General features: G+C 60.0%; 19 protein-coding genes. 6 read left to right on the forward strand and 13 right to left on the reverse strand.

What is annotated here, in order from left to right; all coding sequences use genetic code 11:
• The first annotated feature begins 8 nt into the window (after positions 1–8).
• The 5 genes from V6R85_RS04800 to V6R85_RS04820 all read left to right on the forward strand — a co-directional run bounded on the left by V6R85_RS04800 (position 9) and on the right by V6R85_RS04820 (position 7124).
• Positions 9–1295 (forward strand): NAD(P)/FAD-dependent oxidoreductase, encoded by a 1287-nt coding sequence (locus V6R85_RS04800; RefSeq protein ID WP_060722910.1) that lies wholly within the window; start codon positions 9–11, stop codon positions 1293–1295.
• A gap of 137 nt (positions 1296–1432) precedes the next feature.
• Entirely contained in the window at positions 1433–2908 is a 1476-nt protein-coding gene (gene zwf / locus V6R85_RS04805; RefSeq protein WP_026363666.1) for a glucose-6-phosphate dehydrogenase, read from the forward strand.
• Between the two features lie 10 nt (positions 2909–2918).
• Positions 2919–3617 (forward strand): 6-phosphogluconolactonase, encoded by a 699-nt coding sequence (gene pgl / locus V6R85_RS04810; RefSeq protein WP_099086156.1) that lies wholly within the window; start codon positions 2919–2921, stop codon positions 3615–3617.
• A 125-nt stretch (positions 3618–3742) separates the two neighbouring features.
• Positions 3743–5563, forward strand: a complete 1821-nt coding sequence (gene edd / locus V6R85_RS04815) for a phosphogluconate dehydratase (RefSeq protein WP_003503326.1) — start codon at positions 3743–3745, stop codon at positions 5561–5563.
• 196 nt (positions 5564–5759) lie between these two features.
• Positions 5760–7124: a metallophosphoesterase gene (locus tag V6R85_RS04820; protein ID WP_111833707.1), complete on the forward strand. Its 1365-nt coding sequence runs from the start codon at positions 5760–5762 to the stop codon at positions 7122–7124.
• A gap of 19 nt (positions 7125–7143) precedes the next feature.
• On the opposite strand, the gene V6R85_RS04825 is transcribed toward V6R85_RS04820, so the two are convergent.
• The 6 genes from V6R85_RS04825 to V6R85_RS04850 form a co-directional block, all read right to left on the reverse strand.
• Positions 7144–7500, reverse strand: coding sequence for a hypothetical protein (locus tag V6R85_RS04825; protein WP_034501163.1), 357 nt, complete (start codon positions 7498–7500; stop codon positions 7144–7146).
• Positions 7501–7738: 238 nt separating this feature from the next.
• Positions 7739–8827, reverse strand: coding sequence for an ABC transporter ATP-binding protein (locus V6R85_RS04830; RefSeq protein WP_111833708.1), 1089 nt, complete (start codon positions 8825–8827; stop codon positions 7739–7741).
• Between the two features lie 21 nt (positions 8828–8848).
• Entirely contained in the window at positions 8849–10504 is a 1656-nt protein-coding gene (gene bglA / locus V6R85_RS04835) for a beta-galactosidase BglA (protein ID WP_111833813.1), read from the reverse strand.
• A gap of 37 nt (positions 10505–10541) precedes the next feature.
• Complete coding sequence (locus V6R85_RS04840) at positions 10542–11702, reverse strand: carbohydrate ABC transporter permease (protein ID WP_003503335.1); 1161 nt, start codon at positions 11700–11702, stop codon at positions 10542–10544.
• 1 nt (position 11703) lies between these two features.
• Positions 11704–12717, reverse strand: a complete 1014-nt coding sequence (locus V6R85_RS04845; RefSeq protein ID WP_111833709.1) for a carbohydrate ABC transporter permease — start codon at positions 12715–12717, stop codon at positions 11704–11706.
• 154 nt (positions 12718–12871) lie between these two features.
• Complete coding sequence (locus V6R85_RS04850) at positions 12872–14233, reverse strand: ABC transporter substrate-binding protein (RefSeq protein WP_099085654.1); 1362 nt, start codon at positions 14231–14233, stop codon at positions 12872–12874.
• Positions 14234–14507: 274 nt separating this feature from the next.
• Here V6R85_RS04850 and V6R85_RS04855 point away from each other — a divergent pair, with 274 nt between their 5' ends.
• Positions 14508–15533: a LacI family DNA-binding transcriptional regulator gene (locus V6R85_RS04855; RefSeq protein ID WP_111833814.1), complete on the forward strand. Its 1026-nt coding sequence runs from the start codon at positions 14508–14510 to the stop codon at positions 15531–15533.
• Positions 15534–15551: 18 nt separating this feature from the next.
• On the opposite strand, the gene folD is transcribed toward V6R85_RS04855, so the two are convergent.
• The 7 genes from folD to V6R85_RS04890 form a co-directional block, all read right to left on the reverse strand.
• Entirely contained in the window at positions 15552–16451 is a 900-nt protein-coding gene (gene folD, locus V6R85_RS04860; RefSeq protein WP_060722905.1) for a bifunctional methylenetetrahydrofolate dehydrogenase/methenyltetrahydrofolate cyclohydrolase FolD, read from the reverse strand.
• Between the two features lie 77 nt (positions 16452–16528).
• Positions 16529–18304 (reverse strand): hypothetical protein, encoded by a 1776-nt coding sequence (locus V6R85_RS04865; protein ID WP_111833710.1) that lies wholly within the window; start codon positions 18302–18304, stop codon positions 16529–16531.
• Between the two features lie 114 nt (positions 18305–18418).
• Positions 18419–19093 carry a WecB/TagA/CpsF family glycosyltransferase gene (locus tag V6R85_RS04870; protein ID WP_035212561.1) on the reverse strand — a complete coding sequence of 225 codons (675 nt, stop codon included), beginning with the start codon at positions 19091–19093 and terminating at the stop codon, positions 18419–18421.
• Between the two features lie 202 nt (positions 19094–19295).
• On the reverse strand, positions 19296–19835 hold the full coding sequence (locus V6R85_RS04875; protein ID WP_003503346.1) for a flagellar basal body-associated FliL family protein: 540 nt from the start codon (positions 19833–19835) through the stop codon (positions 19296–19298).
• The gene (locus V6R85_RS04880; protein ID WP_003503347.1) at positions 19835–20203 is read right to left on the reverse strand and encodes a hypothetical protein; all 369 of its coding nucleotides are present in this window, start codon (positions 20201–20203) and stop codon (positions 19835–19837) included. The genes V6R85_RS04875 and V6R85_RS04880 overlap by 1 nt, the downstream gene beginning before the upstream one ends.
• A 29-nt stretch (positions 20204–20232) precedes the next feature.
• The gene (locus V6R85_RS04885; protein WP_003503348.1) at positions 20233–20790 is read right to left on the reverse strand and encodes a rod-binding protein; all 558 of its coding nucleotides are present in this window, start codon (positions 20788–20790) and stop codon (positions 20233–20235) included.
• Between the two features lie 115 nt (positions 20791–20905).
• The gene (locus V6R85_RS04890) at positions 20906–21325 is read right to left on the reverse strand and encodes a hypothetical protein (RefSeq protein ID WP_003503349.1); all 420 of its coding nucleotides are present in this window, start codon (positions 21323–21325) and stop codon (positions 20906–20908) included.
• Positions 21326–21339 lie beyond the last annotated feature (14 nt).

A 21339-nucleotide genomic window follows, 5' to 3' on the forward strand; every position in this document is an offset into this window, starting at 1 on the left:
CCACGAGCATGACATGGCAAAGCCCGATTGCGCCGGGAATTTCCTGGTATCAGGCAACCGTCGGCGAGCGGCCGGACTATCCTGCCCTCGATGGATCGAAGCAAGTTGATGTCGCGATCATCGGCGGCGGTTATACCGGCCTTCAGGCCGCCTGTAACCTCGCCGAAAACGGCGTCTCCGTCGCCCTCATCGAGGCGCATCGTTTTGGTGATGGCGCTTCCGGCCGCAACGGCGGCCAGTTCGGCACCGGCCAGCGCTCCTTTCCGGACGAAATGGAGGCCGAGATCGGCTTCGAGCAATCGAAGCTGCTGTTCGACATTGCCGAGGACGCCAAGAATTACGTGCGCGATTTCGCAAGCAGCCGCGGCATCGACATGGAATATCTGCCGGGGCAGCTCTATGTGGCGCACAAGGCGGCTTACGAGGACGATTATCGCAGAAGCGCGGACGCGATGAACAATCGCTACGGCTATCCGCATATTTCCTATATGGAGCGTGGTGAAGCGCGCAAACGCGTCGGCTCCACCCATTATTTCGGCGGCACGCGCGACACCGGCACCGGCCACATTCACCCGCTGAAGCTGCTGGTCGGGCTGGCGAAGGCGGCGCAAGCGGCAGGTGCCGCCATTTATGAGATGACCCCCGCCAAGTCCATCCGGCAGGCGGGCGGCAAGACCATCATCGAGACGCCCTTCGGCACGATCACCGCGCCGCGGGTACTGATCGCCACCAATGCCTATATTGGCAATCTGGAACCGGTAACGGCCGCCCACATCATGCCGATCCGCTCCTTCATCGGCGCCACCGCACCGCTCGACGCCTATCCTGATATCATCCCCGGCAAGGAAGCGGTCGCCGATTCCCGCTTCGTGGTGCGTTATTTCCGCAAGACGGCTGACAACCGGCTGCTGTTCGGCGGGCGCGAGGCCTATACGGCCGATGCGCCACGCGATATTTCCAGCCATATCCGCCGGCAGATCGCCGAGATTTATCCCGAGCTGAAGGCTGTCGAAATCACCCATTCCTGGGGCGGCTCCGTCGGCATTACCCTGCCGCGCAAGGTCTTCGTGCGCGACGTCATGCCCGGCGTCACTTCCATCGGCGGTTATTCTGGCCATGGGGTGATGCTGTCGAATTATTGCGGCAAGCTCTATGCCGATCTGGTTCTCGGCAAAAAGGACATGCTGGCGCCCTTCGCACGGCTGAAGGTGCCGTCTTTCCCCGGCGGGGCATCGCTGCGTGCGCCGCTGCTTTTCCTGGCGCTCTCGTGGTACGCGCTGCGAGACAGGTTTTAGGGCAATGTTTATAGACTGTTACCGGCGGCGGGCGAGTTGGCGGAAGCAAAATTCATAATTTCACATAACTGAGTCTGGCATTTTTAAATCGATTAGATTATTGATGCCCCCAACCCTTGAAGATCGAGAGAATCGATATGAGCAGTCAGATCATTCCTGTTGAACCTTTTGATTGTGTCGTTTTCGGCGGCACGGGCGATCTTGCCGAGCGCAAGCTTCTGCCGGCCCTTTATCACCGGCAGGTCGAAGGCCAGTTCACGGAGCCGACCCGCATCATCGGTGCGTCGCGTTCGGTCATGACCCATGAGGAATATCGCAAATTCGCGCAGGACGCTCTGAAAGAGCACCTGAAGGCCGGCGAATATGACGACGCACAGGTTGCCGTGTTCCTGAACAGGCTTTTCTACGTGCCTGTTGATGCCAAGGGCAACAATGGCTGGGACGTGCTGAAGAAGCTGCTGGACGAAGGCAAGGAGCGCGTGCGCGCCTTCTATCTGGCTGTCGCGCCGGGCATTTTCGGCGATATCGCCGACAAGATCCGCGAACACAAGCTGATCACCCGCTCGACCCGCATCGTCGTTGAAAAGCCGATCGGCCGCGATCTGGCCTCTGCCCAGGAACTCAACGACACGATCGGTCACGTCTTCAAGGAAGAGCAGATCTTCCGTATCGACCACTATCTCGGCAAGGAGACGGTGCAGAACCTGATGGCGCTGCGTTTCGCCAACGCGCTTTATGAGCCGCTGTGGAATTCCGCCCATATCGACCACGTCCAGATCACCGTTGCCGAAGCGGTGGGCCTCGAAGGCCGCGCCGGTTATTACGACAAGGCCGGCGCGCTGCGCGACATGGTGCAGAACCACATTCTGCAATTGCTTTGCCTCGTCGCCATGGAACCGCCCGCTTCCATGAAATCGGAGGCGGTGCGCGACGAGAAGCTGAAGGTCCTGCGCTCGCTGAAGCCGATCGACACCAGCAACGTCGAAAAGCTGACTGTGCGCGGCCAGTACCGCGCTGGCGCTTCCGCAGGTGGCCCGGTCAAGGGCTATCTGGAAGAGCTCGAAGGCGGCGTTTCCAACACCGAAACCTTTGTCGCCATCAAAGCTGAAATCGCCAACTGGCGCTGGGCCGGCGTTCCCTTCTACATCCGCACCGGCAAGCGACTTGCGACCCGCGTTTCGGAAATCGTCGTCACCTTCAAGCAGATCCCGCATTCGATCTTCGACGATGCGGCCGGCAAGATCGAGGCCAACAAGCTGGTCATTCGCCTGCAGCCGGATGAAGGCGTCAAACAGTCGCTCCTCATCAAGGACCCCGGCCCGGGCGGCATGCGCCTGCGTCAGGTTTCGCTGGACATGAGCTTTGCCGAAGCCTTCAACGTACGCAGCCCCGATGCCTATGAGCGGCTGTTGATGGACACCATCCGCTCCAACCAGACGCTGTTCATGCGCCGCGACGAGGTCGAGGCCGCGTGGGACTGGATCGATCCCATTCTCAAGAGCTGGGAAGAGCTGGGACAGGGCGTGCAGGGTTATACCGCTGGCACCTGGGGCCCGAGCGGCTCGATCGCACTGATCGAGCGTGACGGTCGCACCTGGCACGATGCCGATTGAGGGCGCACCGATGAGCGAAACGATCCACGTCTTCGACACCGCCGCCGAACTGGCAACCGCGCTTGCGGCGGAGGTTGCCAAACGCCTTGATGCGGCAACGAAGGATCGCGGTACGGCGAGCATCGCCGTATCCGGCGGTTCGACGCCCAAGCTGTTCTTTCAGGCGCTTTCCAAACACGATCTCGACTGGCCGAATATCAGCGTGACGCTGGTGGACGAACGTTTCGTGCCACCGGAAAGCGACCGTTCGAACCACCGTCTCGTTGCGGAGAACCTGCTGCAGGACAAGGCGAAGTCGGCCTATTTCGTGCCGCTGTTCCAGCCGGCGGCCTCGCCCGAGGATGCGGCGACGCTTGCGACCGTCAAGACCGAGGCGATCTGCGATCCCTTCGATGTCGTCATTCTCGGCATGGGAACGGATGGCCATACGGCATCGTTCTTCCCCGGTGGAGACAATCTCTACGAAGCGCTCGACCTTGATGAACCGCGCGGCGTCCTGACCATGGCGGCGGAGAATGCGGGAGAGGAGCGGTTGACCTTCAACTTCTCCAGCCTGCACGATGCCGATTTCCTCGTGCTGCATATCGAAGGTGCGGCCAAGAAGGCGACGCTGGAGAAGGCGCAGTCTGGCGAGGATGAGGATGAAATGCCGATCCGCGCCGTGCTGAACCGGGCCGAGACGCCTGTGGATATATACTGGGCGCCATGAGCCAACGCGGTTGCCGCCTCTGCGGCCCCGCGACAAGCGCCCGAAGACATGAAGACTGAAACACGACAACCGGCCGCTCACCTCCCGGAACGCCGGTTGCCGACCAACGAACAGGATGAACGCCCATGTCCGCCGATTCCCGCATTCAGGCCATCACCGCCCGCATCGTCGAACGTTCCAAGCCCTACCGCGAGACCTATCTCGAGCGGCTGCGGCTGCAGGTTTCAAAAGGCGTTCACCGTTCCGTTCTGTCCTGCGGCAATCTCGCGCATGGATTTGCCGTCTGTTCCCCCGCCGACAAGGACATCCTTGCCGGCGACCGGGTTCCCAATCTCGGCATCATCACCGCCTATAACGACATGCTTTCGGCGCATCAGCCCTATGAGACCTTCCCGGCGATCATCCGCGATGCGGCAAAAGAAGCGGGCGGCATAGCACAGGTGGCGGGCGCGGTTCCCGCCATGTGCGACGGTGTAACCCAGGGCCAGCCCGGCATGGAGCTTTCGCTGTTTTCCCGCGACGCCATCGCCATGGCGGCCGGCATCGGCCTGTCGCATAACATGTTCGACGCCGCCGTCTATCTCGGCGTCTGCGACAAGATCGTGCCCGGCCTCGTCATTGCCGCACTCGCCTTCGGTCACCTGCCCGCCGTCTTCGTTCCTGCCGGCCCGATGACATCGGGCCTGCCGAATGACGAGAAGTCGCGCATCCGCCAGCTTTATGCGGAAGGCAAGGTCGGCCGCGCCGAGCTGCTGGAAGCGGAATCGAAATCCTATCACGGTCCCGGCACCTGCACCTTCTACGGCACCGCCAATTCCAACCAGATGCTGATGGAGATCATGGGCTTCCATATGCCCGGTTCCTCCTTCATCAATCCCGGCACGCCGCTGCGCGATGCGCTGACGCGTGAAGCTGCAAAGCGCGCACTGGCGATTACGGCGCAGGGCAATGAATTTACCCCGGCCGGCGAGATGATCGATGAAAGGTCTGTTGTCAACGGCGTCGTCGGCCTGCATGCGACGGGCGGTTCCACCAACCACACCATGCATCTGATCGCCATGGCGCGCGCCGCCGGCATCATCCTTACCTGGCAGGATATTTCCGATCTCTCGGACATCGTGCCGCTGCTCGCCCGCGTTTACCCCAACGGTCTTGCCGATGTGAACCATTTCCACGCCGCCGGCGGCATGGGTTTCCTCATCAAGCAGCTTCTGAAACAGGGCTTCGTGCATGACGATGTGCGCACCGTCTTCGGACAGGGGCTAGAGGCTTACACCGTGGATGCCATGCTTGATGAGAAGGGCGCAGTTGTCCGCCAGCCCTCCCCCGAGCAGAGCCATGATCCGAAGGTTCTCTCCAGCGTCGAAACACCGTTCCAGCCGACGGGCGGCCTGAAGATGCTGACCGGCAATCTCGGCAAATCGGTCATCAAGATTTCCGCCGTCAAACCGGAGCGCCACATCATCGAGGCACCGGCGATCGTCTTTAACGATCAGCAGGAGCTTCAGGACGCGTTCAAGGATGGCAAGCTCAACCGCGACTTCATTGCGGTCGTCCGCTTCCAGGGCCCGAAGGCCAACGGCATGCCGGAACTGCACCGCCTGACGCCGCCGCTTGGCGTGCTGCAGGATCGCGGCTTCAAGGTGGCGCTGGTGACCGATGGGCGCATGTCCGGCGCCTCCGGCAAGGTGCCGGCGGCCATCCACGTTACGCCTGAGGCTTCCGATTGCGGGCCGATCTCGCTCATCCGCGACGGCGACATCATCCGTCTCGACGCCATTTCCGGCTCGCTCGAGGTGCTGGTTTCCGCCGCCGAGCTGGCAAAACGCGAACCGGCGCGCGCCGACCTCTCCGGCAATGAATGGGGCATGGGCCGCGAACTTTTCGCCCCCTTCCGCCGCAATGCCGGCCCGGCCGATCAGGGCGCCAGCGTCCTCTTCCATTGATTTTGTGGAGGCGATGGCCTGATGCGGCCTTCGCCTTTCAACCCTACTTTGCGGTGTCACCCGGATGCCGCCAGAAACCGCTTTATTTCCCATATCTTAAACGTCAAACTTGTCATGCGACTGTGATGATCGCCCTATAGGGCCTTCTCCAGCCAGCCGTGGGACGACGGCGCAGTTTCGGATGATGGGGCCTGACATGACGATTTTCTCAAGCAAACGCCGCGATGTGCTGAAGCTTATGGCCGGCACCGCCATGCTGCCGCTGATGGTGGCGGCAACGTCTGTCATGGCGCAGGACGTGGCCCTGCGTGCAATCGTCATCTCCGACCTGCATTCGGCCTATGAGCGCATCGGCCAGCTTCTCGCGGCCATCGAAACGCGCATCGCCGCTGACAAGGCGCCCCACATCATCCTGCTGAATGGCGATCTTTTCGAACTGGGCAACGCGGTGGCTACACGTTCGGCCGGCGAGATCGAATGGACCTTCCTCACGGCGCTGGCCAAGCTCGCTCCCACGGTCATCAATATCGGCAATCATGAGCCCGATATCGACAATGACCTTGCCAATTTCGTCAGCCGCGCCCGTGCGCTCGGCATCACCGTGCTTTCCAACATCATCGACAAGCGCAGCGGCAAACCCTATGCGCCCGAAAGTGCCGAGGTGAGCGTTGGCCAGCGGAAGGTCATCCTCACGGGTCTCGCCACCAATGCGATCAACACCTACCCGAAGGCCACGCGCGAAATGCTCGACATTCCGCAGCCTGTCGAGTGGGCCAAGGCCAATCTTCCCGGTATCGTCAAACCGGACGCGATCAACATCGTTCTCAGCCATGCCGGCGTCGTCGCAGACCGCGATATCCTGCCGCTGCTGCCGGATGGCACCCTGCTTGTCGGCGGCCATGACCATCTGAACTTCGTGCATGAACAGGGTGCTACCCGCTATGTCCACACCGGCTCATGGTGCACCTCCATGACGGTGGCGACCTTTGCGGCTCCCGGCAAGGCTGCGGCCATCGAGACGATCGCCATCGATCGCGGCGCTCCCGCATCCCCTGCCCTCAAGGCCCTGATCGAGCAGACGCTTGAAAAACACCTGACTGCGGAAGAACGGGAAGTTGTCGGCAAATCGGCGAAGGCGATGACCGTCGACGAGGCGGGCCGCCATGTGGCGCAGCTTATCGCCGCAAAAACCGGCGCAGATGTCGGTTTCGTCGGCCACACCTCCTTCGGCGCGGGCCTACCTGAGGGCGATATTCGCCGTTATGATTTCAACGCCTCGCTGCGTTTCGACGGCAAGCTGATGGTGACGGAAGTGGATGGCGAGGCGCTTGAGCAAATCCTCAAACGATGCAACCAGGATGGCGACATTCCGCTCGCCGCACGTACCGGCGACTATCTCTACGCCATGCCGGAAAAGCCCGGGAAGAAAGAGCGCTACAAGCTGGTCTGCAACGACTGGTCCGCGACCAACCAGAAATCCTATTTCGGCCGCGGGGACCTGACCTTCACCGAGGTGCCTGATGTGAAGCTGAAGCAGACGGCTCTGGGCGGGCTTTCTTAAGGCCGCAGATCATCAGGTCTCAGAACGACCTGATATCGAGCTTCCGGTCCCTGTGTGCCGGATGTGTGCTGAACACGAAAATGCGGTCCAGTTCCTTCTGCGTCAGCATGCGCAGGAAACGGACATGGATCGTGTTGTTGGCGTTGACGCGCAACATCACGCAGCCGATCTTGGTGATGCGGGCGTCGGGAATATCGAGATAGAACTGGTTCGGCAGGTTATATTTCGTCAGCAGCGCCAGCACCGCTTCCGTCTGGGAGATGCGGATGACGTCGCAGCGGCGCGCCGCCATGTGCATCACGGCCTTTTCGGTATATTCGATGCGTGCTGCGTTCATGGTATCTTCCATGCGGAACCGGTTTTCGCGGTCATACATGAAGGATTCTTCCTTGCTCAGGTAATGGTTCCTGATGACACCCGTACCGCTCTGCACGCCCAGACTCCCATGCTCAGTCAATGGATCGAGACTAGGCCATAGTCTTTAACAATTCATATCAGCGCAGGCTTAAACAGACCGGAAGCGGGACATTTCCGTCATTTTTCCACAGCCGTAAAAAGCTCAGGAAAAACCCCGGAACGAGGACGTTCCGGGGTGTTTTTGGGGTCGACGGCAATCAGACGCGGTAGGTCTTGCCCTCGGCATTAAAGAGGTGAAGCTTTTCCTGCGGAGCGGCGAAACGCAGGGTTTGCCCCTTGGCGACCGAAACAATGCCCGGCGCCTTGACGATGATGGGCTCCTGCCCCTTGGGTGCTTCGAGATAAAGCAGGGTCACTTCACCGAGAGCCTCGACGATCGATACTTTCCCTTCGAAAAGATAATCATCGCCGGTGACGATGCTCAGATCTTCCGGCCGCACGCCAAAGCTGGCGGACTTGCCCCGCTCGGTGGCGGGGGTCGGAACATTGAGGGCGAGCGTCTTGCCACCCGCCAGTTCGATCGACGTCCGCTCCCCGGTCCCGACAATCTTCCCAGCGATGATGTTCATGGCGGGCGAGCCGATGAAGCGCGCCACGAAGAGGTTGGCGGGGTTTTCGTAAAGTTCGAGCGGCGGGCCGACCTGTTCCACACGACCCGCATTCAAAACGACGATACGGTCGGCCAGCGTCATCGCCTCCACCTGATCGTGGGTGACGTAGATCATCGTCGTGTCTGCCATCTGCTCATTGAGCTTGGCGATCTCGATGCGGGTTGCAACGCGAAGTGCGGCATCGAGGTTCGACAGGGGTTCGTCGAACAGGAACACCTTGGGATTGCGGCAAATGGCACGGCCGATGGCGACGCGCTGGCGCTGGCCGCCAGAAAGAGCCTTGGGCAAACGCTCCAGATATTGCGTCAGCTGCAGGATTTCGGCAGCGGCGCGGACGCGGCGGTCGATCTCCTGCTTGTTTTCCTTGGCGATCTTCATGCCGAAGGCCATGTTGTCGTAAACAGTCATATGCGGATAAAGCGCATAGGACTGGAACACCATGGCAATGCCGCGACGCGAGGGCGGGATTTCATTGACCAGCTGGCCGTCGATGAACATTTCGCCGCCGGTGATTTCCTCCAGACCCGCAATCATGCGCAGCAACGTCGATTTCCCGCAGCCGGACGGCCCGACGAAAACGATGAATTCGCCCTGTTCGATCTCCAGATCGATGCCGTGCAGGACTTTTACCTGCCCGTATGATTTGCGGATATCCTTGAGAACGAGACTTGTCATGGGTTGTTCCTCCCTGCTCTATCAGGCGTAACGGGCGAAGAAAGCGCCCCATGCCGGAAGTTCTACGCTTCTGCCGTCCACACCGCTTGCAAAGCCGTGGCCTTCGAGAACCTCCCAGTTCCCTTCCGGCAACGTCGCCTTTGCTGACGTCGCGGACAGATTGAAGAGGCACAGAACGGTTTCGTTGCCGAGCGTGCGGGTGTAGCTCAGCACATCGCCCTCCACTGGCTGGAATTCGATGCCGCCCTTGGCAAAAGCGGGATGCTTTTTGCGGAAAGAAAGGAAGCGGCGGTAGTGCTCCAGCACGGATGCCTCATTGCCCTGCTGGGCGCTGACGGCGCGCTGCTTGTGTTCGGCCGGAATGGGCAGCCAGGTCTTGTCCGAGGTCGAGAAGCCGGCCTGCGCATGGCCCGCATCCCATACCATCGGCGTGCGACAACCGTCGCGGCCCTTAAATTCCGGCCAGAACTGGATGCCGTAGGGGTCCTGCAAATCCTCAAAAGCAATATCGGCTTCAGTAAGGCCCAGCTCTTCACCCTCATAGATGCAGACGGAGCCGCGCTGCGTCATCAACAACGCCGAGAGCACCTTGGCGAAAGCATCCTTATCCTCGACATGCTCGCCCCAGCGGCTGACATGGCGAACGACATCGTGATTGGAGAAAGCCCAGCAGGCCCAGCCTTCCGGTGCAGCCCTGGCAAAATCCGCCTGCACATCGGCGACACGCTGTGGCGTGAGCGCATCCGGCGCCAGGAATTCGAAGGCGTAGCACATCTGCATCTTGTCGTCGCCGGAGGTGTATTCACCGACGATTTCGAGCCCGCGCTGGCTGTCGCCCACTTCGCCGACAGCGGCGATATCCGGAAACTCGTCCAGCACGGCACGGAAGCGTTTCAGGAAGGCGATATTTTCGGGGCGGTTCTTGTCGTAGAGGTGTTCCTGGAAGTTGTAGGGATTGACCGCAGGTGCCGTGGAGGCGTTGCGGCGCTCCGGTGCCAGCGCCGGGTTGTCGCGCAATTCCAGATCATGGAAATAGAAGTTGATCGTGTCGAGGCGGAAACCATCGACGCCGCGCTTCAGCCAGAAGCGGGTGGCATTCAGCAGTTCTTCCTGCACTTCCGGATTATGCAGGTTGAGGTCGGGCTGCGAGGTCAGGAAGTTGTGCATGTAATATTGCATGCGGGTCGGATCCCACTGCCAGCCGGAGCCGCCGAAGATCGACAGCCAGTTGTTGGGCGGCGTGCCATCCGGCTTGCTGTCCGACCAGACATACCAGTCCGATTTCGGATTGTTGCGGCTGGCGCGGCTTTCCACGAACCATGGATGCTGGTCCGAGGTATGCGACATGACGAGATCGATCATCACGCGGACGCCGAGACGGTGGGCTTCCGCGATCAGCCCGTCGAAATCGGCCAGTGTGCCGAACATCGGATCGACATCGACATAGTTCGAGACGTCGTAACCGAAGTCCTTCATCGGCGAGGTAAAGAAGGGCGAAATCCAGATGGCATCGGCACCGAGACCGGCAATATGCGCCAGCCGGTCGGTGATGCCCTTGAGATCGCCGATGCCATCGCCATTGGAATCCTGATAGGAGCGCGGATAAATCTGGTAGATCACAGCGCCGCGCCACCAATCCTTGTTGGGCGTCAAAGCGGAAGTCACCGGAGCGGTCATAGTCTCATCCTGTTTGGTATGGGCGTTCATGGAATTATCAGCCTCCCTTAACGGAGCCGGCGAGCAGGCCACGCACGAGATAACGTTGAAGGGCGAAGAAGACGCCAAGCGGCACAACGATGGTGACGAAGGCCGAGGCAGTAAGGATTTCCCAGTTGCCGCCGCGCGAACCGAGCAGCGCGTTCAAGGCACCGGTCAGCACCAGCTCGTCCTTCTGCGTACCGAGGAAAACCATGGCGACGAGAAGGTCGTTCCAGGTCCACAGGAATTGGAAGATGGCGAAGGAGGCGAGTGCGGGGAATGACAACGGCAGGATGATCTTGACGAAGATTTCGAAGTCGCTCGCGCCATCGACACGCGCACTTTCGATGATCTCCTTCGGCAGGCCGGAAATATAGTTGCGCAGCAGGTAGATGGCGAGCGGCAGACCGAAGGCGGTGTGCGCCAGCCAGATACCGGCATAGGTCTTGGACGGCACGCCGAAGATGTTGCCGATTTCGTTGTAGAGTTTCAGGAGCGGTATCAGCGACATCTGCAACGGCACGACGATCAGGCCCACCACCATCGCAATCAGAAAATTGCGGCCGGAAAAGCTCATCCATGACAGCGCATAGGCGGCAAAGGCAGCGATGAGAATGGGGATAACGGTCGCAGGCACGGCCACCGTCAACGAGTTGACGAAGGACTGGCCGATGCCTTCCGAGGTCAGGACCGTTCGATAATTATCGAGCGTGAAGACCGGCGGCGTTCCAACGGAAATATAGACACGCTTGCCACGGGAACCCTCGAAGCTCGAAGCCTTGCTGTATTCATAGGTGCCATCAGCATTGACGAGAAGCGTCTCGCCATCGCCGATATCGGCCGCCTCGCCAGCTTTGAAGGCTCTCGGCTCCTGCACGCGCACGCCGAAGGCGGAGACCTTTCCGCCGGCGCCGTTTTCGAAGACATTGCCTGATATGACATAGCGGCTGCCGTCCTGCTTCTGTACGGAAGCATCAGCGAGACGCACGGCCGCCGTCTGTTCGGAACTGGAGAAGGCCGTCCACCAGCCGGATACGGTGATCTGGTCCTTGTCGCGCAGCGAGCTGACGAGAATGCCGAGCGTGGGCAAAAGCCAGAGAAGCACGACGACGAGGACGCTGGCGTGGACGATGAGGCGCGGCAGGCCGACGCGGCGAAGGCGTTTTACGATATTCATCTCAGCGGCCCTCCATCTCGCGGTTGGCCTGGCGGATGTTCCAGACCATGATCGGGGTGACGGCCGCCATGATGATGAGTGCTATGACCGCACTTCGGCCACTGTCGCCGCCACCACGGAACATCCAGTCGAACATGAGATTGGCGAGAACCATGGTGTTCCACTGGCCGTTGGTCATGGTCAGCACGATGTCGAAAACCTTGAGCACGAGAATGGTGATCGTGGTCCAGACAACGGCGATGGTGCCCCAGATTTGCGGAACCATGATCTTCCAGAAAATCTGCCAGCCATTGGCGCCATCGATGACCGCCGCCTCAATGGTCTCCTCGGGAATGCCCCGCAGCGCCGCCGACAGGATGACCATGGCGAAACCAGTCTGAATCCAGATGAGGATGACCATCAGGAAGAAGTTGTTCCAGAACGGCATGGAAATCCACACCTCCGGGCTACCGCCAAAGAACTCGACGACCGCGTTCAAAAGGCCGATCTGCACCTGACCTTCTGCGCGATATTCATAGATGAACTTCCAGATGACGGAGGCACCGACGAAAGAGATCGCCATAGGCATGAAGACGATGGATTTGGCGATATTGCCCCACCAGATGCGGTCGGTCATGACGGCGATGACGAGGCCGAAGAAGGTGCAGGCGGCCGGCACGACGGCCAGCCAGAGAATATTGTTGAAGATCGACTGGCGGAAACCGGCGTCAAAAAACGCCCAGCGATAATTGGCGAGACCGACGAATTCGCTGCCTGTGCGGTCATAAAAGGACAGGATCAGCGTCGCGATAACGGGATAGACCAGATAAACGAGCAGAAGGATCAGCGCCGGGCCGATGAACAGCCACGGCCGGATGGCGGCGCGGCGGTTGAGGTTGCGGGATGCATGAATGACGTCTCCCGAGCGGACGGGAAAGATTGCCTGCAGCGCCTTGTCGGATAGCCAGTAATAGGCAGCGCAGGCGAAAACACCTGCTACCATGACGCCGATGGCAGACACGAGTTGTTGAGCCATGTTCCCTCCCTTGATCCTCTCCGCGCCGCGCTGATTTATACGGTCGTCGGGCCGTTCCGTTGGTAAGGCCCGGCAGCGAGCCGCCGGGCCTTTTTACCGCAGATTCTGATCGGAAAACCGCAGAACACTTTTCCGGAATCTGCTCGGCCGATTGTTACTTCAGGCCGTCCCAGGCCTTCTGGATATCGGAAGCGACCTGATCGGCGGACTTGCCGCCGACGAAATCGATCATGCCGGTCCAGAATGCACCGGCGCCGATCTTGCCGGGCATCAGGTCGGAACCGTCGAAACCGAAGCTTGTCGCGGTCGTCAGGATTTCGCCCTGGCGCTTCATCTGCTCGTTGGCATAAGTCTCGACATTCACGCCCTTATACGGCGTCAGGAAGCTGGACTGCGCCATCCACACTTCGTGGGCGATCGGGGTCTGCAGGAATTCGACGAACGCCTTGGCGGCCGGTGCTTCCTTGGTGATGGTGACGAGCGTGCCGGCGCCGAGAACCGGCTTGCCGAGTTCAGGCTTGGACGCGTAGGTCGGCATGTAGAAGAAATCCGCATCCGTCCCCACCTTGGTGCCCTCAGGGAAGAAGGACGGAATGAACGACGCCTGATGGTGCAGGTAGCACTTCGGCGGAATGTCGAAGAGGCCCTTGGGGCTGTCGCGGAAGTCGGTGGAGGCCACGGCCGCAACACCGCCGCTCACATATTTTTCGTTCTTGGCGAATTTGCCGAACTCGTTGATCGCCTCGACCACGGCCGGATCGGTGAATTTGACCTCGTTCGTCGTCCATTTCTGGTAGACATCGAGCGGCTGCGTGCGCAGCATCAGGTCTTCCACCCAGTCGGTTGCCGGCCAGCCGGTCGCGCCGCCAGAACCGAGACCGATACACCAGGGCGTGCCGCCATCGGCAACGATCTGGTCCGTGAGCTTGAGCAGGTCTTCCATGCTCTCGGGCACCTTATAGCCCGCTTCCTCGAAGTTCTCAGGCACATACCAGACGAGCGACTTAACATCCGCCTTGAAGGGGAAAGCGAAATAGGCCTTGTTGCCGTCCTTGCCCTTGTAGCTGCCGAGGTCGACCCAGGACTGGCCCGCACCGTAATTTTCCTTGACCCAGCTGGCGGTCACATCGCCGAGCGGCACGAGGAAGCCCTTGGCGGCGAGATCGGCCAGAAGGCCGGGCTGCGGCAAAATGGCGATATTGGGCGGCGAACCTGCCTGCGTATCGATGACGATCTGCTGCTCGTAGTTTTCCGACGAGGAATAACGGACATTCACGCCGGTCGCGTCAGCGAAATAGGCGAGCACCGACTGGAACAGGGCCTCGTCCTCACCACGCCACGGGCCGAAAATCGTCAGCGTCTGGCCTTTCAGGTCGGCATGGGCCGCCTTGAAGTCTTCGTAGCTTTTCCAGTTGAACTTGGCGTCCCCGCCGGGTGCAAATTTCAGGTCGGCGGCAAAGGCCGCACCGGACAGCAATGCCATGACAGCAGCCGTCGCCAAAAGAGTCTTCCGCATGTGATTTACCTCCCATCACATAAAAGGCTCAAAGCGTCCTCTCCAATCAAAGCGCTTTGGCTGCCTATTCATCTCATTGTCATTAAGACAGAGTCAAGAGGCTCTTTATTCGGAAACGTTGCAGCACCTTATGAATAGTCATATTTAATTAGGAGGGCGGCTATCCTTTTCGATTGAGAAATGCGGTGGAGGCTGGTAAAAATCTAAAGCGCTTTGGGAAGTGAGGAGCGGCCTTGCCGTATTCTCGGGCGCGCGCATGGAGGAAATGACAGACATGAACCTGAAACAGTTGTCGCAACTGCTGGGCATTTCGCAGACGACCATCAGCAGGGCGCTCAACGGCTATCCGGAAGTCAGCGCCGAAACGCGCCGCCGTGTCATGGAGGCTGCCGAAAAAACCGGATATCGCCCGAATGCGGCAGCGCAACGGCTGGCGACAGGCAAGGTTGGCTCCATCGGACTTGTGATGCCGATTGGCGAGCATCATCGTTCGGATGTGCATTTCGGCGAATTCCTGAGCGGCCTCGGTGAGGAAGCGTCGCGCAGCGGCTTTCATCTTGTCATCATGCCGACGGAGCCGGAAAAGGAGCGCGAAGCCCTGCGGGGTCTGGCGGCCAGCGGCAGCGTCGACGGCATCTATCTCGCCTATATGAAGAACAATGATCCACGCATCGCCATGATGCAGTCGCTCTCCCTGCCCTTCCTCGTGCATGGCCGCTCCATCGGCGTGGAGGAGGACTATCCCTATCTCGACGTGGACAATGAGGGCGCCTTCCGCGATGCGACCCAGCTTCTCCTCCAGCTTGGCCATACGCGCGTCGGGTTGCTGAACGGCCCGGCGGGTTATGATTTCACCTTCCGCCGCTGTCTCGGGGTGGAAAAGGCGATGGCGGCAAACGGTCTGGCATTGCATGCGGAAAATGTAAGGCACGGCAGCATGACCGACGAGGAAGGTTATCTCGGCATGGAGGCGCTGCTGTCACGCCCGGAAAAACCGACCGCCATCCTCTGCGCCAGTACCGCGCTTGCGCTCGGCGCGATCCGCTCGCTCAATCAGCGGGGCTTAAAACCCGGCAAGGATATTTCGCTGATCGCCCATGACGACGTGCTGCCGCTGCTGAAACCCGATAATTTTTCCGTGCCGCTCACCACCACCCGCTCGTCGCTGAGGGCTGCGGGGGTGCGTGTGGGCCAGCGCCTGATCAACCGGATCAAGCTCAACCAGACGGAACCTCATCAGGAACTCTGGAAGGCGGAACTGGTGGTCCGCGCGTCGACGGGGCCGGCTCCGAAAGCGTAGCTGGCCATTTTAAACCGCTTAGAACTTCGGCGCGGTCAAACCCTCTGCGCGATGGGCGGCGATGACGGTATTGGCCATCAGCATGGCGATCGTCATCGGGCCGACACCGCCGGGAACGGGCGTGATGGCCGCGGCAACGGCGCTTGCTTCATCATAGGCGACATCGCCCACCAGCTTCGACTTGCCTTCACCTTTTTCCGGTGCGGGGATGCGGTTGATGCCGACATCGATGACGGTCGCGCCTGATTTCACCCAGTCGCCCTTCACCATCGCCGCCCGGCCGACCGCCGCGACGAGAATATCGGCCGTCTTGCAGACGGTGGCGAGATCCTTGGTGCGCGAATGCGCCATCGTCACCGTAGCGTTGGCATTCAGCAGCAGCTGGCCCATGGGCTTGCCGAACAGGTTCGAGCGACCGATGACAACAGCGTTCAGGCCAGAGAGATCATCGCCGTGAATGCCGCGCACCAGAAGCATGGCGCCGGCGGGCGTGCAGGAGATGAGACCGGTAGCGAGATCGCCGGTCGCGAGCTTGCCGGCATTCAATACGCTCAGACCATCCACATCCTTTTCGGGCAGGATCGACTGGATGATTTCATCGGAATTGAAGTGTTTCGGCAGCGGCAGCTGCACCAGAATGCCGTGAATGGAGGCATCGGCGTTCAGTTCGCCGACCAGCTTCAGAAGGTCAGCTTGCGTGGTTTCCTCCGGCAGCGTGTGCTGGATGGAGTTGAAACCGCATTGCTTGGCCATCTTGCTTTTGGAGTTCACGTAAGCGTGGCTGGCCGGATCATTTCCGACGATGACAACCGCGAGACCGGGCTTTGTGCCCTTTTCCGCCTCAAGCGCTTCTGCCGATTTGCGGACCGCCTCCGTTACCGAAGCCGCCTTCGCCTTCCCGTCAATCACAACTGCCATGCGTCCTGCTCCTGCTGGGTTACGTAGGCTCCGTATGGTGCCCCCTTCGCAGGAATGCAAGCTAAAATGCGGCGTTTTCAGGCTGTTTTGCGGTAGTCTTCGCGGTGATCGGCGTAATCGGTAAGACGCTCTCTCAGGAACGCCAATTGACGTCGCAATTCCATCAGTTCCTCGGCTTCGGCCTGAGCATGATCGAAGCGCCCGGCAAGGGCTTCCGCCAGGAGCGGAGGAAGCCCGGAGGATACCGGATCAGCAGCCCTGACCGTGCGGCTGCCCATCAGGACCTGCCGCACACGCTCGTCCAGCGGCATATCGTCGTCGTCATTGAAGGCCTCGCCATAATAATCGGCAAAGCTGTCTTCCTCCGGCTCGATGTTACCCTCTGCGGCAAGATCCGGCAGATCTTCAAACACAGCCGGCTCGATCGGTTCGAATTCCGAAACCTGCAGAGACTGGACCGGCGGCTCGACGGAGGATGGAAGTTGCGCGCCGTCTTCGACGATCAATGCGCCCTCTTCTTCTTCGTCATGGCGACGGTAGCTCAGGAGATAGAGACTGCCCAACAGGCCAATTAATGCGCCGCCGCCCGTCAGCATGGCGGCCTGAGTCAGGTCGCGGGTCAATTCTCCCGGTGTTGCCTTCTTGGTCAAACGTGTTTCGACCGCAGGCGTGGCGGATGCGGACAGGTCACGGCGTTCGCTTGCCTCCAGATAGGCATTTCGCGCTGTTTCCAGTTCACCCTGTAATCTCGAGAATTCGCCGGGGGCGACACCGAGCTCGCTCAGGCGGTCTAGGTATTTCCTTTGCTCGCCATTGGCGGTCGCGACCTCCTGAACGATGCGCTTTTCATCCGCCCGCAGGCCTTCGAGCAACTGTCGCAATGCTGGGGCGGCAAGTGCCTGTGCCGCGTCCACGGCATTCTGGGCGGCGATGCTGCGGGGATGTTTCGGGCCATAATCGACCGAAACGGCAGCAAGCGCCATGCTGGCGCTCGCATGCTTCTGCCTGACATCCTCAAGCGCCGAAAAAGCCCCGCCGGCCGGCAGAGGCTTCACAAAGACATCATTAGGCTTCAGGGCCGAAGCCGCCGTCAAATCAGCCTGGATGGACTGTTGCTGCGGGGTAATTCCGGCAAGCCTGTCGTTTACATCGCGCAGCTGCTGCTCAAGTTGCTGCACCTCGGACATCACGGCATCACCGTGACGCATCTGGAAACCGTTCAGTGCGGCTTCCGCCTCATCAAGCCTTGTCCGCGCCCTCTCCGTCTCGCGCATGGCTGGTGTCATCGTGCCGGCCTTGCCATCCGCGATCACGCGCATCGAAAGATAGTCGGTCAGCCGCATGGCGGTTTCCGGCGTCGCGGCCTTGCCGGTCACGATCAGCGTATTTTCATCCGGTGTCAGTTCCAGCCGGATCGCCTGGCCCACCGCACCGTTCAACGCCTCACGCGCGGACAGCGGACGCGCATCCGCGCCGGTCAGAAGGTCGAAAAGCAGGCCAAGCTCACCCTGATTGCGAACGCCGACCATATCGGCGGACTTCAGTTTGAGATCGGCGGTTATACGGTCAAGCCCAGAGGGTGAAAGCAGGGTGCGGCGTGCCATCGCCAGAAAACGGGCCGCGTCGGGGGCATCGTAAGCGGTCTGGGAGACCTCGATCCGGGCCTGCGAAACATAACCGCGAAAGCCGGAATCGATGAGCAGAAGCGGAAGGGCTGCCCCGGCAACGGTGGCGGCGGCGATGCAGCCGGACGTCAGGAGCCGCAGCCAATGTTTGCGCCATTGCGATACGGGCGCGGCGACATCATCCTCGTCAGGGCGGATCGCCATCATGTCCGGATTGTCATCAACCATCTGAAGTCGTCTGCCGCCCTCGGTGCCGCCCGCCACGGGCGACTGTCAAAACCTTACGAGAGGTTAAAGGATCGTGGCAAACAAATGGTTAACGCGGCGCTTGCGGACGTTGTCTCAGCTCTTGCCGAGCGCGATGTGCCAGGGTTCAGCGCAGAGGCTGTAGAGCCAGCTCATGTGAAGCTTGCGGAAAATTTCCGGCATGCCGGCCACTTCCGATGACAGGACCTTGAACAGGGGCCCAACCGCGATGGTGACCCGCGCATTCTCGCGACTGACGGTGCGGTGCAGCCATGTCTCCTGGTTTTCCTTCAACATTCCCGCCAGCAGAACATCCACCTTAACGCCCGATGCATCGCGGTTCAGCATGACGAAATCGTGCCAGGGCGCGTGCGCCCGCAACTTGGCGAGAACCTCGCCGATCTGCGCCGCATCATCTCCCGCCACACCGATCCGCTTCGGCACCGCCATATAGGTCAGAAGCGCCATGGTGAAGGCGACGCCGTCGATGGCGGCAGGCAGAGGCTCGCCATTCTCGTTGCGCGCGGCGGCCCTCATTGCCTTGCCCTGCGGCAGAAGCAGGCAGCTTTCCAGAATCTGTCGGTAGGCATTGTCCTTGAGCGAAAGCTTGGCTTTTTCGAGAGTAAGAAAGGACAGCATCGTGTGCCCTTCACAGGCTGAAGCCCTGCCGCTGACCAATTCCAGCGCCCCATTCCAATCGAGATCACAGACGCGCAGTCCGTGGATATTCCGTTGCGATCCCGGCCGCGCGAAACCTGACGCGAAACTCATTGCCAACCCCCAATACCAAACCCATCGCCACCGATCCGAAGCATGGCCTGCGGGATGGTGGTTCATGGGTCTGTTTATACAGGTGCAGGTTGAATTTAGCTTGAAAGCAATCTCTCGAATGCTTGGGGATACGGCAAGAGACAATTAACCAGAAAGATGCTCCGCATCCTGCAGCAGGCCGAAGCCCCTCGCCCCTTGGCCATCAATGACTTGGCGCCGCAGCCGCTTCTTTTCCGACTTCGGCCTTCTCGCCCTCGACGAGCTTGACCGAGCGGGGCGTGCCGTTACCGTTCTGCTCGCGAATATCGGCCTTCGACAGATAATCGAGCTGTTCGATCAGCACATCCTCGACCACCTCGTCATCAAGCCTCTTGTTCAGCCCCTCGCGGATGCGCTGCTTGAAGGCTTCGGGATCGAAGGTGGAGATGTTGGCAATGTTGACCATGGAAGAACCCGCGAGCAGCGTGAACAATTCATCGGTCATCAGCTGCGTTGCCGGCAGCTCGATCTTCGCCATCTTGGTCTTGTCGACGCGGAGCGAAATCCGGCTGAGGAAATAGCCGTTCACCCCGCCGTCATTGATGACGGGGATCGTGATGCTTTCGCCCTTGACCAGTTGCAGACTGGCTTTTTTCGCCCCCGCCTCATCCGGCGCGGGCGCCGTCGCCAACTGGACGGAGAAATACACCGCGCCGAGCGTGACGGCGCAAACCCAGACGCCGGTGAGAAGAAGCTTCAACATCAGGAGGCAGCGCCGTACATGAACTGTTCCTGCGAATAGGTGCCGTCCGTATCGGCCTCCTGGATCGCGCTCTTCAAGAGGTCCGCAACGGCGCGAACCGCGTTCAGATGCGCCTCGACGCGGCTGGCATTGGTCGCAAGCTTGGACTTGATGCCCTTGACCTGTTCCATATAGCCAGCGGCGATTTCCTCGCGCGGCGTATCGCGGAACAGCATCGTCAGCTCATAAAGGCAACGGCTCTTATGGGCATTGGAGACCTTGAAGTCGAACTGTGGGTCCTTACCGATATTGTCGTTCTCATTGTCGATGATCATCTCAAGGCGGCCGAGAACGGATTGGATACGGTGGTCGTTCGACATAAGGTCCATGCTTGTCTCCTCGTTAAGGTTTTTCATTCTCAAGCCTCGTCTGTTTTCTCATTGGAAACACCGAGGACCTGCCGCTCGAACTCCGCCACCATCCGAATTGCAGCATTATGGTCTTTTTCATTCATCGATACGTCGGTAATGCCTTTGCTTTCGGCCTTCCGCAGCGCATCCTTGTAAGCTTGTTCCGCAATGCCGACGCCGCCATTTCTGGAGATCGTGTCGGCAAACTGTTCGGCCATCATGCTTTTCCAGATCTCGCCGGCATTACCCTTGCCGTAAACTTCCTCGCTGTCTTTCGGCAGCATGTTGGCCACGAAGGTCTGGAGTACCGAGGCTTCATATTTGCGATAGGTTTCCGGGATTTCGGTGCGGGCCGCGCGGATATTGGTGTCGCCGAGGCCAGCCTTCGAGGAAGCGCCATCCAGCATGTCGACCGCGGCGCCAAAACCCTTGCCGGCATCGGCAAGGCTGGTTGCGGCAAAAGCCGCCTTGTTCGCCTTGAGTTTTTCCTGGGCAACCTGAACTTCCTGGGGGTCCGCAGCGCGAACCACATCCATCACCAGATCACTTATCACCGATATCGCCACGTCCAGATCTCCCGAGCTGACGAATGGGCGGCACAGAAAGCCGGCACATCCGCTCAATCAAGAAACATCGCCGGAGGCGTCCTCAAAAACGCCCGCGATGCAACAATGGGACAGATTATGGATCGCCAACCTTGCTGGAGGCTGGTGTGTGGGAAACATTCGTAATTTCTAACAAATCATAGATTGCATTATCATCGGCCTCGCGATCTTCTAGATCGCGGGCGATATGCATCCTGTCCTCAAGCCTGTCGGCCTTGGTCTTTTCCTTCAGGACCTTGTTTTCCTGAAATTGCTGGACGCCTTCAAGCTGGCGGTCCTGGACAACGAGACGGCCGTAGCGGTCCGAATAATGCTTGGAGAATGTCTGATGCACCGGCTCCATGGAACTCATCGCCTCCAGCACGTTCTCCATGGATTGCGCCACTTCGGTGCGGGTGCGGGTGGTGTCGGCCAGCTCCACCTCGGCCATTTTCTCCATGTGCCGCTGAACCGTTACCAGACGTTTGAGTTTAGCCGAGCGCTTGTCCGAAGCCATGGCGTTTCTCCCGA

The sequence above is a fragment of the Agrobacterium sp. CCNWLW32 genome (assembly GCF_037083425.1).
Taxonomy (GTDB): domain Bacteria; phylum Pseudomonadota; class Alphaproteobacteria; order Rhizobiales; family Rhizobiaceae; genus Agrobacterium; species Agrobacterium radiobacter.

Coding starts and splice junctions, on each gene's coding strand:
- V6R85_RS04800 (WP_060722910.1), top strand. CDS start 9: ATGACATGGCAAAGCCCGATTGCGCCGGGAATTTCCTGGTATCAGGCA.
- zwf (WP_026363666.1), top strand. CDS start 1,433: ATGAGCAGTCAGATCATTCCTGTTGAACCTTTTGATTGTGTCGTTTTC.
- folD (WP_060722905.1), bottom strand. CDS start 16,451: ATGGCAGTTGTGATTGACGGGAAGGCGAAGGCGGCTTCGGTAACGGAG.
- bglA (WP_111833813.1), bottom strand. CDS start 10,504: ATGACCGCTCCGGTGACTTCCGCTTTGACGCCCAACAAGGATTGGTGG.
- V6R85_RS04825 (WP_034501163.1), bottom strand. CDS start 7,500: ATGTATGACCGCGAAAACCGGTTCCGCATGGAAGATACCATGAACGCA.
- V6R85_RS04830 (WP_111833708.1), bottom strand. CDS start 8,827: ATGACAAGTCTCGTTCTCAAGGATATCCGCAAATCATACGGGCAGGTA.
- V6R85_RS04850 (WP_099085654.1), bottom strand. CDS start 14,233: ATGCGGAAGACTCTTTTGGCGACGGCTGCTGTCATGGCATTGCTGTCC.
- V6R85_RS04855 (WP_111833814.1), top strand. CDS start 14,508: ATGAACCTGAAACAGTTGTCGCAACTGCTGGGCATTTCGCAGACGACC.
- V6R85_RS04820 (WP_111833707.1), top strand. CDS start 5,760: ATGACGATTTTCTCAAGCAAACGCCGCGATGTGCTGAAGCTTATGGCC.
- V6R85_RS04890 (WP_003503349.1), bottom strand. CDS start 21,325: ATGGCTTCGGACAAGCGCTCGGCTAAACTCAAACGTCTGGTAACGGTT.
- pgl (WP_099086156.1), top strand. CDS start 2,919: ATGAGCGAAACGATCCACGTCTTCGACACCGCCGCCGAACTGGCAACC.
- edd (WP_003503326.1), top strand. CDS start 3,743: ATGTCCGCCGATTCCCGCATTCAGGCCATCACCGCCCGCATCGTCGAA.
- V6R85_RS04865 (WP_111833710.1), bottom strand. CDS start 18,304: ATGGTTGATGACAATCCGGACATGATGGCGATCCGCCCTGACGAGGAT.
- V6R85_RS04875 (WP_003503346.1), bottom strand. CDS start 19,835: ATGTTGAAGCTTCTTCTCACCGGCGTCTGGGTTTGCGCCGTCACGCTC.
- V6R85_RS04845 (WP_111833709.1), bottom strand. CDS start 12,717: ATGGCTCAACAACTCGTGTCTGCCATCGGCGTCATGGTAGCAGGTGTT.
- V6R85_RS04880 (WP_003503347.1), bottom strand. CDS start 20,203: ATGGACCTTATGTCGAACGACCACCGTATCCAATCCGTTCTCGGCCGC.
- V6R85_RS04870 (WP_035212561.1), bottom strand. CDS start 19,093: ATGAGTTTCGCGTCAGGTTTCGCGCGGCCGGGATCGCAACGGAATATC.
- V6R85_RS04840 (WP_003503335.1), bottom strand. CDS start 11,702: ATGAATATCGTAAAACGCCTTCGCCGCGTCGGCCTGCCGCGCCTCATC.